The organism is Nocardia sp. NPDC056611, assembly GCF_042792755.1.
In the GTDB taxonomy this organism is placed as follows: Bacteria; Actinomycetota; Actinomycetes; order Mycobacteriales; family Mycobacteriaceae; genus Nocardia.
Genome location: NZ_JBHTVV010000004.1, coordinates 534597 through 549769 on the forward strand (window position 1 = coordinate 534597; position 15173 = coordinate 549769).

The window sequence follows — 15173 nt, forward strand, 5'->3', positions numbered from 1 at the left end:
TCCGAGGCGCACCCAACCATCATTCGTACACCCGCTGGTTCGCAACCGGGCTGCGTGCCCCCGCATTCCGGCCCAGATATATATCCCACACGTCCCGTAGCCTGGAGTCATGTCGTGGTACGACGAGTTCGTCGGTCGCTTGCGACTGCCGGAGCCGACCATGGTGACTCCCGGGCAAGCCCTGCCCGGGCGTTCCGAACCGCTGGTCGTGCCCGGCAAGCACTATGTCAGCGGTCATTCCTTCAAACCCCCCTTCCCGGCGGGCACGCAACTCGCGGTGCTGGCCATGGGCTGTTTCTGGGGCGCTGAGCAGGGGTTCTGGGAATTGGAGGGCGTGTACTGCACGGCCGTGGGCTACGCGGGCGGCTTCACCCCGAACCCGACCTACGAGGAAACCTGTTCGGGCCGTACCGGTCACACCGAATCGGTGCTGGTGGTCTTCGATCCGCAGGTGATCGACTACGCCGCGATCCTGCGGCGGTTCTGGGAGCACCACGATCCGACTCAGACCATGCGGCAGGGCAATGATCGCGGGACCCAATACCGTTCGGCCGTCTACACCTTCGACGACGAGCAGGCGCGGACGGCCGCGGTGTCGCGGGCCGAATACCAGGAACGCTTGTCGGCGGCCGGGTTCGGGGAGATCACCACCGAGATCGCCCCGCTCCCGGACCTTTCCGCGTTCTTCTACGCCGAGGGTTATCACCAGCAGTACCTGGCGAAGAACCCCGGCGGTTACTGCCCCGATCACGCGACCGGGGTGACCGCCGCCTAGAGCGCCGGGACCACGTCCGGCCGCTGGGTGCGCGGGTCACCCGCGTCGTGGGCCTGCCACCAGCGCACGCCGCCGGCGATGAACTCCGGCAACGGGATCGGGTTGCCGTGCTTGTCGGTGACCTCGGCGGCGTCGAACCACACGCGGATGTCGAGTTCGCGCGGGTCGACGCCCTCCTCCTGGGAGAACTCCATCAGGTGGGCGCCGGGTTCGTCGCACAGCACCGTGTCGAAGCTGAGCAGCTTGCGCCACTGGCTCCAGGAGCTGTCGCTGAGGTCGAGGAAGTCCCACCCGTGCAGCGCGCCGCCGCCGAAGCTGTTCACGGCGTCGTGCAGGCCGTCGACGGTGAGCGGGAGCACAACCGGCTCGAGGTCGTCCCAGCGCTGGCGGCGCAGGGAGGCGGCGATCCGGCTGACGCCGCGGAGGTTGAGGTAGATGTCGCAGTCGGCCGGTGGCGGGCCGTCCGCGGGGAGGGTCAAGACGTCCAATTCCAGCCTCAGCGTGGCCGCCGCCGGATCGACGTCGATGCCGAGGCAGGTCGCCTCCGACAGCGCGAGGTTCAGTCCCTTGATATCCAGGCCGTCGAGTAGCCCCCTGCTCACAGTCATAGCGCCAGGCTACCGATCTTGCCTGGCTGGACCGAGGATTTCCGGTTTTCTCTAGTTATGTCGTTTTTTCCGATGCGAATGGAACCGTGGGCCGACCTGCGGCGTCAGACTGGATGAGGCCTTCTGAGACAGGCCTTCGTGTCGGCCGCTCCGGAACGGGGAGGGGACTTCCGGATCGGCCGACCCGGACGAATCAGTCGTCTATCAACCTGTGGATCAGGTTGTGGATTATGTGGATAACTCCCGAAACCAACCCTGTGCAGGTACGGAACTCCACAGCCCCCGCGCGCGCGTGGCAGGATCGAAACCGTGACGAACCCCCACGTGCCCTCGGTGCCCATCGATGAGGTGCCCGCGGAATTCGACGCCGCGGACGGCTGGGGCTCCGCCGCGCCCGCGCCGGCCCAGCTCCTCGACGTCCGCGAGGACGACGAGTGGCAGCTCGGCCGCGCGCCCGGCGCCATCCACATCCCCATGACCGACGTCCCCGCCCGGCTCGACGACTTGGACATCGACGCCGAGATCTACGTGATCTGCCGGCAGGGTGGCCGGTCCATCGCGGTGGTGGAGTTCCTGAACCAGATCGGTTACGAGGCGATCAATGTCTCCGGTGGCATGGTGGCCTGGCAGAAGACCGGCCGTCCGCTCGCCGGCGACGGTCCCGAGGCGAAGATCTACTAGGCGCGGAGAGGTGGAGCGATGAACGGGGGACAGGTGGGCCGATCGCGATCCGCCGTCGTACAGCCGTGCGCCCGCTGCGGCGCCCGCTGGGCGGTCCAGGGCAAGCCGCTGCACTGGTGCCCGCGCTGCCACGGCGTGCTGCTGTCACCGGCCCCGGTGGACGCGCCCGCCGACCGCCGCAACTACCGCTGGGTGGCCCGCCCGCCAGGCCGCAAATCACCGGCTGCCCAGCCCGTCCGGCGCTCGGGTTCGACGGAGACGCCGCGCTATCAGCAGATTCCGCGCTGGGGATTACACGACCGGCCCGCGGCCGAAGCTCCCGAGCAGCACCGCCCGCTGGCCGCCTGGACCGACCGGTTGGACCGGTTGCTCATCACGACCGCGGCCGTCTTCGGGATCGCGGCACTGGCCGAACTGGGTCGCTACGGGATCCTGTTGCGCAATCGCACCCGCCTCATCCAGCCCTGGCTGCTGTGGATCTCCGATGCGGCCGTGACCGTGTCGGCGATTCTGGCGCTGGCGCTGGCCCTGCTGTCGGCGGTGGCGCTGGTCGGCTGGCTCGCCGAGACCCGCCGCGCCGCGTACGCGAATGTGGGCGAGTCGGATTCGCGATCGCTGCTGTCGCTGGCGCTCGGCTGTGTGGTGCCGGTCGCGAACCTGATCTGGCCGGGCATCTTCCTGACCGAGGCGGCCCGGCGCACCGGCGACGGTGATCCGCGGCTGCTGCGCGCGGTCCGGATCTGGTGGGCCGCTTGGCTGTCGAACGCGGTGCTGGTGCTGGTGGCGCTGGGCTACCGATTGGCGGATTCGCTGCAGGTGCAGGCCGACGGCGTGCTGGTGGCGATGTGGACGGATCTGGTCGCGGCCGGTGTCGCGGTGGCCTCGCTGAGCCTGGTGCGCGCGTTCGCGGGCCTGGATCTGCAGGGCCGTCCGAAGACGCCGCACCGCTGGCTGATCGCGACCGGCCCGGCGCGCCCGGTGATCGAGCCCGTGCGGCGCGCGCCCGCGGCTCCGGTCGGGGATGATGCTGTGGTCGGGGATGAGGCCGCCGCCGGGGACGCTGCGCAGGCAGCTCCGGACGCGGAGCAACAGGAGGTAGTGGCGAAGTGAGCCGGGCCAGTCGCGCGCCGTTCGTGGTGGCGCACCGGGGGGCGTCCGCGGCGCGACCCGAACACACCCTCGCCGCCTACGATCTCGCCCTGCAGGAGGGCGCCGACGGCGTCGAATGCGATATCCGTCTGACCCGCGACGGACACCTGGTCTGTGTGCACGACCGCACGGTGGACCGCACCTCGACCGGGATCGGCGCGGTCAGCGAGATGACGCTCGAGGAACTGAAGGCCCTGAACTTCGGCACCGCCGCGGAACCGGAGGGCGTGCTCACCCTGCGCGAGCTCATCGAGCTGGTGCTGGACTGGAAGAGCCGCCCCACCAAGCTGTTCATCGAGACCAAGCACCCGGTCCGGTACGGCGCGCTGGTCGAGACCACCCTGCTGAACGAGCTGAACCACTACGGCATCGGCGCGCCCGCCTCCGCGGATCACTCACGCGCCGTGGTCATGTCGTTCGCCGCGACCGCGGTCTGGCGCATCCGCCGCGCGGCCCCGCTGTTGCCGACGGTGCTGCTGGGCGAGTCCTCGCTGTACCTGTCCGGCGGTGCGGCGCACACGGTCGGCGCGACCGCCATCGGTCCGTCGGTCCGCACCCTGCGCGAGCACCCCGATCTGGTCGACAAGGCCGCCGCCGCGGGCCGCGCCACCTACGTCTGGACCTGCGACGACCCCGAGGACATCCAGCTCTGCGCCGACCTCGGCGTGGACTGGGTGGCCACCAACCACCCCGCCCGCACCAAGGCCGTGCTCACCACCGCATAACCCCCGCCCTTGCAAGGCGCATCACCCGAAGGTTCGCGGCCGTCCCGATTCTGGACTGCGGCTTGATAGACCTCCGCCTTGGAGCGGGGGAGCGAAGCGGAGGAGCGGAGGAGGGAAGAATCGGGACCAGGGGCCGCGAACCCCGCCCGGAGCGCAGCGGAGGGCCAAAGACACAGTAGGTTTGCCAACCATGGGTAAGAGCAAGCGCAACAGTCCCAAGCCGGACTCCAATCGGGCGCAGAAGCTGGCCGCCCGCCGTGCCGAACAGGAGGCGGCGGCGTCGGCGGTGACGCGGCCCTTCGCGGGCTTGGCCGCGGAATGCGATCTGGTCGCGCTACGGGAGTTCGTGCCGTCGGCGACCGCGACCTTGAAGCTGGCGCCGAGCGTCGGCGCGGAGCGTGAGGTCACCCTCGCCACCGTGCTGCCGGGTGCGGTCGCCGCGCTGGTGCGGGCCGGTGACGAGCCGGTCGGTTTCGTTGGCACGCAGGTGCAGTTCCAGTCCGCCGATCCCGCCGCGGATCTGGCCGCCGCCATCCTGTGGACCCAGTCCGCCACCCCCGGCGACTCGCTCGCCGCCGCCAGCGTCGGCGGCGCCCCGCTGACCGAGGTGCTGGATTCCGGTGCGGCCCTGGACCTCACGGTGCACCAGGACTTCAACTGGTGGGTGCCCGCGGGCGTCACCCCGGACCCGCAGGTGGCCGCCACCATCGAACAGGCCAACCGGGCCATCATGCCGTCGGCTCGCCTGGAGCTGGGCGCGGACGCGACCGGCGCGGCCTGGTGGGTCGACGCCGGCGAGAAGGCGCACATCCGCTGGGTGCGCCCCGAGGACGAGGACCAGCTGATGCTGGCCCTGGCCCGCCTGCACGCCGCCGGTGATCTGCACCTGGGCGAGGGTTCGCGATTCGCGGGCTCGTTCCGCACCCACGGCCTGCTGGTGCCGGTCTTCGACCTGGACCGCGAGCGTCACGCGAGCGAATGGGAAGCTCCCGCACGCGAATTCGGCGCGAAGCTGGCGGCCGCGCTGAAGTCGGACGCCCCGCTGACCTCCGACGAGCGTCGTTCCCGCGACGGCCTGCGTTCGCGTCAGGTCACCTTGCGCTGACCGTCCGCGGATTTCCGCGCGATACGGCAACAGGCCCGGTCCGAAGTGTCGGACCGGGCCTGTGTCGTCTATCCACCGGACGGAGCCGAATCGTGTTCGGCCCCACGGGTTATTGCCGTGATTCGCCGGTTACAGCGAGCCGCCCGCGGCGTGCGGCGCGCCGGACGCGTCCTTCGGGCTGCTCATTTCGCGCTGCACGAAGTTCTCCAGGTCGAACAGATTCGCGCTGGCCCGCTCGGCGACGGTGAGCAGGGTCTTCATGGTGGCGACTTCCTCGACCTGCTCCTTGAGGAACCACTGCATGAACTGCTCGCCCTGGTAGTCGCCCTCTTCGCGGGCGGTCTTGGCGAGCTGGATGATCTGGTCGGTGACCGACTGCTCCTGCGCGACGGCGAGCGCGATCGGCTCCTTGGCGTTCGCGAAATGCGAAGTGGCGGAATCGACCCCGGGCATCTCGACACTGATGTCCTGGTCGATCAGGTACTGCGCGATCATCATCGCGTGATTGCGCTCTTCCACGGCCTGCTTGTAGAAATACTTGGCCAGGACCGGAAGATCGGCATTGTCGAACCACAATGCCACCGCGATGTACTGGTGCTCGGCATTGAATTCGTTGCGGATCTGATCCTGCAGCAGGGCCTGGAACTTGCTGCGCTTGGTCTGGGTTCGGGTGGACATGCGGAAGACATTAATCCTGGTAAAACAGCGTGTCATCCAAGTGCAGCCTTATTGAGCACAGCCTTATTGAGGCAAGTATTGCCTAATTCGACTAACTGCCAACCGTGGTGATCAGGTCCGCCGGGATCTGCTGATCCTTGGCCAGCGCGTCGAAGAACGCACTCGCCTTGGTCTTGTCCCAGAGCAGCACATTGCCGCTGCCGGAGACATTCTCGAAGCCGCCGACCGGCACCGTCGTGGTGATCGGATCGTTGCTCAGCGCCTTGCCCAGGCCCGCCAGATTCCACACGTGCGCGCCGTCGTCGACTTTCAACGCCGAGGTGAGATCCCTTACCAGCGGCCAGGATCGGAACGGATTGGCCAGCGTGGCCGGGCTGGACGCCTTCTTCAACAGCGCGCTGAGGAATTTGCGCTGATTCAGCATGCGATCCAGATCGGCGCGCGGCGTGGCGCGGGAACGCACGAAACCCAGTGCGTTCGGGCCGCTCAGGGTCTGACAGCCCGCCGGCAGATCGATACCCGCCAAGGGGTCTTTCATCGGCTCGTCCAGGCACATGTCGATGCCGCCGACCGCGTCCACGATATTGGCGAAACCGCCGAATCCGATCTGCACGTAGTGGTCGATGTGCACACCGGTCGCGCCTTCCACGGTGCGGGCCAGCAGTTTCGCGCCGCCCACCGAGAAAGCGGCATTGAGCTTGTCCTTGCCGACGCCCGGGATGTTCACGTACGAGTCGCGCGGCAGGCTGACGAGGGTGGGCCGCCCGGATTTGGGGATGTGGACCAGGATCACGGTGTCGGTGCGTTCGCCCTCCACATCGGACCCTGTGGACAACTCGTCTTCCTGCGACTGGGAGAGCCCCGCGCGGCTGTCGGATCCGACCAGAAGCCAATTCGTCCCGGGCGTGTCGCCGACCCGTCCGGAATAGTCCGCGAGCGCGTCGATCCGGGTCAGGTGGGTGTCGACGTAAATGGCCGCGGCGATGGGCAGCACGAGCAGCACCACCAGCAGCGACAGGATCCAGCGGAACCAGTGTCGTTTGCGGCGCGGCCGGGCCCCGCGCGGGGGACGCCCGTCGCCGCCGCGGCGCTTGCCGGGCAGCGGCGGCGGGGGAGTGCGGGGCGGGTCCTCGTGGAAGGGGACCGGCTGCTGGGTGGGCGCGTGTCCCATGGGCGTCGCGGTCCGGGCGGGCATCCGATCACCCTGCGGCGGAACCCGATTCCCCGGGGGTGGCACGCGATTGCCCGGCGGCGGCATCCGGTTCCCGGGGGGTCGCTGTCGCGGGTCCGGGTTCCGGGGCGGCGGCACCTGCGAATACGCCAGGGACTGACCGGATTCATCGCGTCGGATCACCTGGGTTGGTTCTACCCGCGGCCCGCCGTCGTTAACGGGCGGGTCGTAGTTCCGCGCCCGATCGGGCATGGGCTGCCGTGGAGCCGAGGGCCGCTGTGGTTGCCCGGGATTCGCCATCGGGCGCTGCGGGTGTGCCGGGCGCTCCCCCGGGCGTCCCGGCGGCGGCTCCCGGCGCATCCGTGCAAAGTGCTGGGGGTCGTCGCCGTTCATTACTGGAAACAGTACCGACCGCGCCCGCGCCGCGCCGCTTTCCGAGCGGATTCACGGCAGCCAGGAGACATGTCCGCGCAGGAAGGCGTACCCGAGGTAGGCGATGGTGTCGATGAGGGCGTGTGCGAGCAGCAGCGGCCACAGCCGGTGGGTGCGTTGCCAGTAGCGCCCGAAGATCAATCCCATCACCAGGTTTCCGAGCCCGCCGCCGAGACCCTGGTACAGGTGGTAGCTGCCGCGCAGTAGCGCCGACGCCAGCAGGGACCGGTTCTCGCTCCAGCCGAGCGCCCGCAGCCGGGTGATGAGATAGGCCACAACGAGCACTTCCTCGGCCGCGGAATTGGCCCAGGCGGCCAGCACCAGCATGGGTAGTCGCCACCAGTGTTCGAGTGAACTGGGGACGATGGTCACACTCACGCCGAGGGCGTGTGCCGCCAGATACAGCCCCAGTCCGGGTATTCCGATCACCGCGGTGAGCAGCAGTCCGGGCAGCACGTCCGCGCGCCAGCGCAGTGACCGCGCCAGTCCGATGGCCCGCGGCGCGATCCCGCTGCGCCACAACAGGTATATCCCCAGGGCCGCCCACCCGAGCAGCCGCGCCACGCTCAACAGCTGGAACAGCAGGTCGATGGCCGATTGGGTGGCGCGCGAGGGATTGAGCGCCACCGTCTGCCCGCCGACCCCGCCGGGGGAGAGGGCGCTCTCCAGTAGTGACAGTGCCGCGTTGGCCCCGCTCAGCCCGAAGGTGACGACCAGCACCACCGTGATCTCGAGTGTGATCGCCCGGCGCCCCCGCTCGGACGACTCGGGCGCGGGCCAGACGGGCGCGGGATCAGCCGAAACCATGCCGCCAATCTAGGCGCGGCGGCGTCAGATCCGGTGCATCCCGCCGTGGAAGGGGTTGCCCGCCAAGGCGTGTACCGCGCGGCTGAGCGATTCGATGTCGTCGGCGGGGGCCTCGAAGGGGATGCGGACGTCGTGGTCGGCCTCGATGGCCTCGACGCGCAGGGTGACGCCGTACCGGTCGATGGCCAGCGGGTGGATGAGCGCGCCGCGGCGCAGGGCGTGCGGGAGGCGGCGGGCCAGCCGGTCCACCACGTCGGGGTGGTCGGCCTGAAGGTGTTGCAGCCAACCGGCTTCCAGCGCGCAGAACGGGTCGGGCCGGGCGTCGCGGAGTTGTTCGCGGTCGACGGAGGCGGCCCCGGAGGTGTCGGCCACCACGGCGGAGTCGATGACCAGCCGCAGCAGGGTGGCGGTGTGGCCGATGTCGAGCAGGTCGGGGTGCGGGTGGTCGGTGGCGATCGCCCCGGCGAGGGCGCGTTGGGAGTGTGCGGGCACCGCGTGGGCCCAGCCGCGCAGCCAGACCAGGGCGCGGACGCGTTCGCGCAGGGCCAGTGGCGCCTGGTCGGTGAGTTCGAGCACCGCGGGGGAGCCGTTCACGCCGCAGCCGTGCACGAGTCCGGCGGCGGTGGAGTTCATCGGCACCGCCATCACCATGTCGCCGCACTGCCGTAGCAGGTGCACGGAGGTGGGCACGGGGTCGAGGCCGGGGAGGGCCAGGACCGCGTGTTCGGCGTGCGCGCAGGCGCTGTGCACGCGTTCGGCGGTTGTGGGCGCGACGACCTGGGCCGCGTGCGTCATGAACACCTCCGGGGGTGAATTAGGTAAACCTAAGCTAAGTGACGCACGTCGCTCGCGCAAGACGTTCCCCCGCCGGCCGGGACCGGGCCGTCCCGCCGCACACCCTCGGGGTCGAGGTCAGGGGACCTGCCGGGGCCATTACCGTGGGAGCGTGCCGCACGATTCATCGCACGCGCCCGAACCGGTCGCGCTGAGCCTGTCCGTCCCGCCGCGCCCGGCGCGCGGGCTCACCGAGGACCTGGTCCGCCCGATCACTGCCGACCCGGGCGTCGAAGTCCTGGACCTCACCCTCGACGATGAGGCGGTCTCGGAATTCCTGGTGCGAATCGTGCACGGCGACAGCGGTTTCGTGGCCCGCACCGATTCCGGCGAGCGCGCCCTGGCCGCTGTCGCCGCGACCGTGGCCGCCCTCTGCGGCGAGGACATTCGCACCGCGCTGACCACCCCCGACACCGTGTTCCTGACCGGTCTGCGGCCGCCCGCCGTCGAGGCCTTCCGTGACGTCCTGCTCGCCATCGAGACCGCGGACGTGGTTGCCGTGCGAACCGGATTGGCGGTTCTGGGCGGCTGAATTCGCCCCGCCGCCGGCCCCCGCAGGGCCCTCCTGGCGTCCGGGCCTGCGGTTTTTATGGCGACACCGAGGATTTCGCCGAAAGTTACCCGGGAGTCGGGCAAAGCGAGGGGTGACCGCGCGCACGCAAGTAATGTCGTAACCGTGCCGCGTATCGCCTACTTCGGGCCGTCGGGAACCTTCACCGAGATGGCCCTCGCCAAACTCGAGTCCACCGGAGCCTTCGATGGACCGGTCGAGCGTGTCCCCGCCCCGAGTCAGGGCGCTGCCGTCGAACTGGTGCGCGCCGGTAAGGCGGCGGGCGCGGTGGTGCCGATCGAGAGCTCGGTGGAGGGTTCGATCGCACCGACGCTGGACGCGCTGGCCGTCGGTCCGCGATTGCAGATCGTCGCGGAGACCGATCTGGATGTGGCGTTCACGATCGTGGGCCGCCCGGGCATCGCGCTCGACCAGGTTCGCCGCATCGCCGCCTATCCGGTCGCGGCCGCGCAGGTGCGCATGTGGCTGGCCGTGAACATGCCGCTGGCCGAGATGTACACCTCGGCATCGAATGCCGCGGCCGCCGAGGACGTGGTGGCCGGGCACGCCGAGGCCGCGGTCTCCACCGCGCTGGCGGGTGAGCGCCTGGGACTGGCCACCCTCGCCGACGGGGTCGCCGACGTGGAACGCGCCGTCACCCGCTTCGTGCTGGTCGCGCCGCCGCGACCGGCCCCGCGGCGGACGGGTGTGGATCGCACCTCGATCGTGCTGGAGCTGGCCAACGAACCGGGTTCGCTGATGCGGGCGTTCGCCGAGTTCGCCACCCGCGGTATCGATCTCACCCGCATCGAGTCCCGGCCGACGCGCACCGGCATGGGGACCTATCGCTTCTACCTGGACTGTGTCGGACACATCGACGACACCGCTGTCGCCGAGGCCCTGAAGGCATTGCACCGCACCGCCGCCCGGATCCGGTTCCTCGGTTCCTGGCCCGCCACCGCGGCCACCGGCACCCCGCCGCCACCGGACGCGCCCGCCGCGGCCTGGCTGGCCGATCTGAAGAAGGGGGTGGCCGACCTGTGAGCGGCAAACTCATCCTGGTCCGCCACGGCGAGACCGAAGGCAATGTGGGCAAGGTCCTCGACACCCGGCTGCCCGGGCTGCCGCTCACCGAACGCGGTGTGGCCCAGGCCAAGGACTTCGGCGCGAACCTGATCGCGCCGCCGCAACAGCTGTTCTCGTCGCAGGCGCTGCGGGCCCGCCAGACCGGCGGCTACATCGAGTCCGCCACCGGCGTCGCGCTCACCGTGCTCGACGACCTGCAGGAAGTGCAGCTCGGCGACCTGGAGGGCCAGACCAGCCGGGACGCGCACCTGGAGTTCCAGAAGGTCTATCACGCCTGGCATTTCGGTGATCTGAGCGTGCGGATCCCGGGCGGCGAATCCGGCGAGGACGTGCTCGCCCGCTACCTGCCCGCACTGCGGCGACTACGCGACGACTACCTGACCCGGCCCGGCGCCGGCGATGTCATCGTGGTCAGCCACGGCGCCGCCATGCGCTTGGTATCGCGTGAACTCACCGGGGTGCCACGGCTTTTCGCCGCCAACAACCATCTCGACAACACCGAGACCATCGAGCTGCGGCCGTTCGAGGACGACCGCTGGGAGTGCACCCGCTGGGGCCGCCATCCCGCGCCGTTCACCGGCGCGTTCGCCGCCACCGGCGACGACCCGATGGGCTAGGAACCGAATTCGGTACGCGGCGGCAGGGATTCGACGAGATCCCGCAACGCCGTGCGCAGCCGGGCGGGGGTGCCGCTCGCGAAGGACGTCCACTTGGTCCCGTCCTCGGCGGTGGTGGTGATGGCGAGGAACCGGCCGTGACGGGTGTCGTACACGGCGAGGTGGTTCCCGGCGACCTCGCGCACGGCGTCGCCGTAGCGCACGCCGACGATCTCCGCGTGCGAATACACCCGCACCAGCGCCGATGCGACGGCCTGCGCGTCCCGCGCCGGATCGCACACCGTGCTCAGGCGGGCCGCCGTGGTGGCGGAGTCGCCCGCGTCGTCGAAGATCGGCGCCAGATCCTCGGTGGGCGCGTGCATTCCGGACACTTCCAGCGGATCGGCCGGGCCGAGCGCGGCCAGCACGGTGCCGGGGAGATCGTGGCTCGCCTCGTCGACGACATAGGATCCGGGGCCGCGCAGCGCGACCACGTCGATATCGTCGCCCCTGGCGATACACAGCCGATTGACCTGGTCCTCGACGTACCAGCGCAACGCCAGCACCCAGTGCGGCCGGTGGAGCACCCGCAGCCGTTCGGCCAATTCCGGATGGACCCGATGGTCCTGGGTGGCCGGATCACCCTCGAGCAGTTCGCGTTCGGTGAGTGTGTCCGCCGCAGCGGCCATGGCGGCATCGTGGTCGGCGGCAGTGTCGTAGCGCCCCATGGCATTCAGCACCACGGGCAGCTCGTCGATACCCGATGTCTCCTGGAGATACTGCATTTCGTCGAGGGACAGTGTGACCGAGCCCAGCAGCGACGGCCCGCGGCCCGCGCCGAGGACGGTCACCGATTCGCCCGGCCAGCGGCATCCGCGTGGACGGCCGCATGCGCGACTGCCGTGTCCCCGCCGCAGACCGCGTCGCCACCGATGACCGCGGGCGCGACCACCCGCCCGTCCGTGAACACCTCGATCGAGCGGCCGTAGTCGTGGCCGCGGTGCGTCTCGTTGTCGTCGCCGCCCTGCTGCCCGAGCACTGAGCCGGTACCGGTCGAACGGACCAGTGCGGTCGACGCGGGTGTCCCGCCCACCCCCGTCGGCTCGGCGGCCGGTGCCGTTGCGCCACTGAGGTTTCCGAGGCCACCGGGTCCGCCGAAGCCCGGTCCCCAGCCCTCGGGCAGGCGCAGGGTACCCGCGCCGTTGCCGATACTCACCGAGCCGCCGCCGGTGTAGGACACCGCCTGCGTGGACAGCGCCGCCCCGCCGACTCCGGTGGTCGCGACCCCTGCGGTCGCCGTGCCCGCGGTCGCCGGCGTCCCGTATCCCGGCTGCGTCAGGGCGTCGGCCGCGGCCGTGATCGCCGTGCTCGCAACGTTTCCCGCACTGGTGACACCGCTGGTGGCGACGGTCGCCGCGACCTGCGCGACCTGGGACAGCGCACTGGTGACCGCCGGATTCTGGGCCCCGGTCGAGCCCGCGCCCATCGCGATGGGCGGCGGCATCAGGAATTGGCCGGGTGTGGCGACCATCGAACTCGTTGCCGCCTCATAGGTTTCCATGACCAGCGCGGCCCGGATGTCGAGCGCCAGCTTGGCGGCCTCGGCGGCTTCGGCCGTGCCGTTGAGCGCGCCGCCGGTCGAGTACGCGGCCACCCGCGCGGTTTCCACCAGCGCGATCTCCGGCAGGCTCGGCATGGCGAGGGAGGCCACCGTGTAGGCGGTGGCATGGGCGCCGGCCTTGCCCGCCATCACGCCCGCCAGGACGGCCTGCTGTTCGGCCCAGACGGTGAACCCGCCGAGCCGGGCCAGCACCGCGAGCCCGTTGACGCCCTCGAGCCCGATCCCGATCTCGGCCATCACCCGCGCCACCGTGGTGGCGGCGTCCACCCAGGCGGCGGTGAGGCCGCCCCAGGCGCCGCCCGCGGCCGCGATCGGAATCGCGTGCGCCCCGGTGTTGAGCGAGAGGGAGTTGATCTCGGCCATGCGGGGCAGCCAGAACACCCCGGTGATCCCCAAGGTCATGCGCTGCTTCCCCCGGATACCTGGATCGCCGCGAGAGCGGCCGCCCGCATCGCGTCGTGGGCCAGGTACTGGGCCAGCTGGCCGCGCAGGGTGGCGGCGGCGTGGTGCAGTTCGAGAATGCCCTGGGCGACGGACCGGTCGTGGGTCAGCGCGGCGGTATTGAAATGCGCGGCGGCCAGGAAGGACACCTCTTCGGCGCCGGAGGGGAGCACGTGGGTCGCCGGCGCCGTCGCGCTCGCGGCGGCGGCCAGGCGTTCGGCGAGCAGATCGAGTTCCAGGGCGGCCGCGAGGATCACCTCGGGCTGCACGACGACGTGGCCAACCATGATCGGACCCCTCTCCGCTTTCTATCCCCGGTTATGAGGATTGGACGCGGAGGTTCCCAGATCGGTTCCCCCGGATCAGCCCCATCCCAGCTGATGGAGGCGCTCGTCGTCGATCCCGAAATAGTGCGCTATCTCGTGAATCACCGTGATCGCCACCTCTTCGACCACCTCGTCTTCGCTGCCGCACATCTCGAGGATGGCGTCGCGATAGATGGTGATGGTGTCCGGCAGGGCGCCCCCGTAGTGGCTGAAGTCCCGATCGGTGAGGGCGATGCCGTGGTAGAGACCGAGCAGGTGGGGGTCCTCGTCGCTGCGCGCTTCGATGAGAACCACCACATTGTCGATCGCCCGGGCCAGCTCCGGCGGAATCAGGTCGAGCGCGTCGCCGACCAGCTCCTCGAAGCGGTCGTCGGACATCGAGACGGGCATGTCTGCGTTGTCCCCCGGAACTAGCGCGGCTGGGGGATGACCGGCGGCACCGCGCCGGGCAGCGGCGGCGGGGTGTAGCGGCCGTTGTTGGGCGGCGGCACCGGGGCCTGACCGTCGATCTGGATGTCGCCCTTGGCCGATCCGGTGATGGCCGCGAAGCCCTCCTGGTCCGCGCCCTTGCCGACCAGGCAGTTGAGGCTGCGGCTGCCGGCCACCCAGCTGCGGGTGTCGAGCGCGTCCCAGAACAGGGTGAGGGTCTTGTTGCGCAGCGCGTCGGGGGAGCCGAGGTAGTCGGTGGCGTCCTTGGCGCACTGGTCTTCCATGTACTTGTCCTGCTCGTCCTTCGACGGGGGGCCGCCGTTGAAGTGGGTGGCCAGGTCCACGGTGGAGACGATCTCGAAGGCGTGCGGCTGGGTGCAGTCGACCGGGTCGGTGGGCAGGTTCGACTTGATGCCGATGCAGGTGCCCACGTCGTAGACCTTGGACTGGTTGATGTCGCGCACGCTGCCGGTGATGGGCTTGGTGGCCAGGCCCTGGCTGCCGGAGACCTGCAGGCCGCAGCGCAGCGTGCGCTCGCCCGCCTTCCAGCCCGCCTCACCCGGATTGATCAGGCCGACAACGAATTTGCCGCGCGGGTCGAGCCGCCCGGCGAGGTACTCCTGGGCGGCGGACACGCAGTGCTCGTCGCGCAGTTCGGAGAAGCGCAGCGAGTCCGGGAAGCGGGAGCCGGGCCCGAACTCCTTGCCCGGGTACTTGCTCAGGTCGATGTCGGCGGTCACCTCGAACAGGTGCTTGCTCCCGCACTCCACCTTGGACAGGTCGCTGGCATTGGACTTGGTCCAGGTCAGGCAGTCGCCCTCCTTGGCGGTGCCGAAGGCCGCGCCCGCGACCGCGCCCGTGGGCTGCGCGGCTCCCGGCGCGTGCGCCTTCACCCGGCTGGAGTCGAAGCCGTGCGAGACGAACATGGTGATGAGCACGGCGAGCGTGACGCCGACCGCCATGGCCAGCAGCCCCCACCGCACGGTGGACGCCGAGAGCGGACCGTTCTCGTCCAGCTTGGCTTCCACCGCGCGGAAGGGCGTCAGCAGTCGATCCGCCGCCGTCGGCTTGCGACGGGACGGCGACCCGGGGCGCTGCGAGGACGGCGCGGACCACTGCGAAGGCGTCTTTTGCTCAGGCATCGCAGCCGAGCTTAATT

The 15173-nt window shown here is 70.2% G+C and carries 18 protein-coding genes; 8 read left to right on the forward strand and 10 right to left on the reverse strand.

Annotation, left to right across the window (positions count from 1 at the left end; genetic code table 11):
- Positions 1-109 precede the first annotated feature (109 nt).
- On the forward strand, positions 110-775 hold the full coding sequence (msrA, locus tag ACFRAQ_RS23830) for a peptide-methionine (S)-S-oxide reductase MsrA (protein ID WP_379103102.1): 666 nt from the start codon (positions 110-112) through the stop codon (positions 773-775).
- On the opposite strand, the gene ACFRAQ_RS23835 is transcribed toward msrA, so the two are convergent.
- The gene (locus ACFRAQ_RS23835) at positions 772-1383 is read right to left on the reverse strand and encodes a hypothetical protein (protein ID WP_379103105.1); all 612 of its coding nucleotides are present in this window, start codon (positions 1381-1383) and stop codon (positions 772-774) included. The genes msrA and ACFRAQ_RS23835 overlap by 4 nt on opposite strands.
- A gap of 309 nt (positions 1384-1692) precedes the next feature.
- Between ACFRAQ_RS23835 and ACFRAQ_RS23840 the strand changes: the two genes are divergently transcribed.
- The 4 genes from ACFRAQ_RS23840 to ACFRAQ_RS23855 all read left to right on the forward strand — a co-directional run bounded on the left by ACFRAQ_RS23840 (position 1693) and on the right by ACFRAQ_RS23855 (position 5043).
- A complete protein-coding gene (locus ACFRAQ_RS23840; RefSeq protein WP_379103107.1) occupies positions 1693-2064 on the forward strand; it encodes a rhodanese-like domain-containing protein in 372 nt (123 codons plus the stop codon).
- Between the two features lie 18 nt (positions 2065-2082).
- Entirely contained in the window at positions 2083-3174 is a 1092-nt protein-coding gene (locus ACFRAQ_RS23845) for a DUF4328 domain-containing protein (protein ID WP_379103109.1), read from the forward strand.
- The gene (locus ACFRAQ_RS23850; RefSeq protein ID WP_379103111.1) at positions 3171-3938 is read left to right on the forward strand and encodes a glycerophosphodiester phosphodiesterase; all 768 of its coding nucleotides are present in this window, start codon (positions 3171-3173) and stop codon (positions 3936-3938) included. Before ACFRAQ_RS23845 ends, ACFRAQ_RS23850 begins: the two co-directional genes overlap by 4 nt.
- A 190-nt stretch (positions 3939-4128) precedes the next feature.
- Positions 4129-5043 (forward strand): DUF5926 family protein, encoded by a 915-nt coding sequence (locus ACFRAQ_RS23855; RefSeq protein ID WP_379103113.1) that lies wholly within the window; start codon positions 4129-4131, stop codon positions 5041-5043.
- A 129-nt stretch (positions 5044-5172) separates the two neighbouring features.
- Here the strand turns inward: ACFRAQ_RS23855 and ACFRAQ_RS23860 are convergent, their stop codons facing one another.
- From ACFRAQ_RS23860 to ACFRAQ_RS23875, 4 genes are all read right to left on the reverse strand, one after another.
- Positions 5173-5721 carry a ferritin gene (locus ACFRAQ_RS23860; RefSeq protein WP_379103116.1) on the reverse strand — a complete coding sequence of 183 codons (549 nt, stop codon included), beginning with the start codon at positions 5719-5721 and terminating at the stop codon, positions 5173-5175.
- 91 nt (positions 5722-5812) lie between these two features.
- Positions 5813-7285 carry an LCP family protein gene (locus ACFRAQ_RS23865; protein ID WP_379103118.1) on the reverse strand — a complete coding sequence of 491 codons (1473 nt, stop codon included), beginning with the start codon at positions 7283-7285 and terminating at the stop codon, positions 5813-5815.
- Between the two features lie 51 nt (positions 7286-7336).
- Positions 7337-8131, reverse strand: coding sequence for a CPBP family intramembrane glutamic endopeptidase (locus ACFRAQ_RS23870; RefSeq protein WP_379103120.1), 795 nt, complete (start codon positions 8129-8131; stop codon positions 7337-7339).
- 24 nt (positions 8132-8155) lie between these two features.
- On the reverse strand, positions 8156-8926 hold the full coding sequence (locus ACFRAQ_RS23875) for a DUF2470 domain-containing protein (protein ID WP_379103123.1): 771 nt from the start codon (positions 8924-8926) through the stop codon (positions 8156-8158).
- A 151-nt stretch (positions 8927-9077) separates the two neighbouring features.
- Between ACFRAQ_RS23875 and ACFRAQ_RS23880 the strand changes: the two genes are divergently transcribed.
- The 3 genes from ACFRAQ_RS23880 (at position 9078) to ACFRAQ_RS23890 (ending at position 11218) form a co-directional block, all read left to right on the forward strand.
- A complete protein-coding gene (locus ACFRAQ_RS23880; protein ID WP_379103126.1) occupies positions 9078-9497 on the forward strand; it encodes a hypothetical protein in 420 nt (139 codons plus the stop codon).
- Between the two features lie 144 nt (positions 9498-9641).
- The gene (gene pheA, locus ACFRAQ_RS23885; RefSeq protein WP_379103128.1) at positions 9642-10559 is read left to right on the forward strand and encodes a prephenate dehydratase; all 918 of its coding nucleotides are present in this window, start codon (positions 9642-9644) and stop codon (positions 10557-10559) included.
- Positions 10556-11218, forward strand: a complete 663-nt coding sequence (locus ACFRAQ_RS23890) for a histidine phosphatase family protein (RefSeq protein WP_379103129.1) — start codon at positions 10556-10558, stop codon at positions 11216-11218. Before pheA ends, ACFRAQ_RS23890 begins: the two co-directional genes overlap by 4 nt.
- Here the strand turns inward: ACFRAQ_RS23890 and ACFRAQ_RS23895 are convergent.
- The 5 genes from ACFRAQ_RS23895 to ACFRAQ_RS23915 form a co-directional block, all read right to left on the reverse strand.
- A complete protein-coding gene (locus ACFRAQ_RS23895) occupies positions 11215-12048 on the reverse strand; it encodes an ESX secretion-associated protein EspG (protein ID WP_379103131.1) in 834 nt (277 codons plus the stop codon). The two genes, ACFRAQ_RS23890 and ACFRAQ_RS23895, sit on opposite strands and share 4 nt — an antisense overlap.
- Positions 12045-13220, reverse strand: coding sequence for a PPE domain-containing protein (locus ACFRAQ_RS23900; protein WP_379103133.1), 1176 nt, complete (start codon positions 13218-13220; stop codon positions 12045-12047). Before ACFRAQ_RS23900 ends, ACFRAQ_RS23895 begins: the two co-directional genes overlap by 4 nt.
- Positions 13217-13546 carry a PE family protein gene (locus ACFRAQ_RS23905; RefSeq protein ID WP_379103135.1) on the reverse strand — a complete coding sequence of 110 codons (330 nt, stop codon included), beginning with the start codon at positions 13544-13546 and terminating at the stop codon, positions 13217-13219. Before ACFRAQ_RS23905 ends, ACFRAQ_RS23900 begins: the two co-directional genes overlap by 4 nt.
- Before the next feature lie 75 nt (positions 13547-13621).
- Entirely contained in the window at positions 13622-13975 is a 354-nt protein-coding gene (locus tag ACFRAQ_RS23910; protein ID WP_379103137.1) for a metallopeptidase family protein, read from the reverse strand.
- Positions 13976-13995: 20 nt separating this feature from the next.
- Positions 13996-15156: a septum formation family protein gene (locus ACFRAQ_RS23915; protein ID WP_379103139.1), complete on the reverse strand. Its 1161-nt coding sequence runs from the start codon at positions 15154-15156 to the stop codon at positions 13996-13998.
- Positions 15157-15173 lie beyond the last annotated feature (17 nt).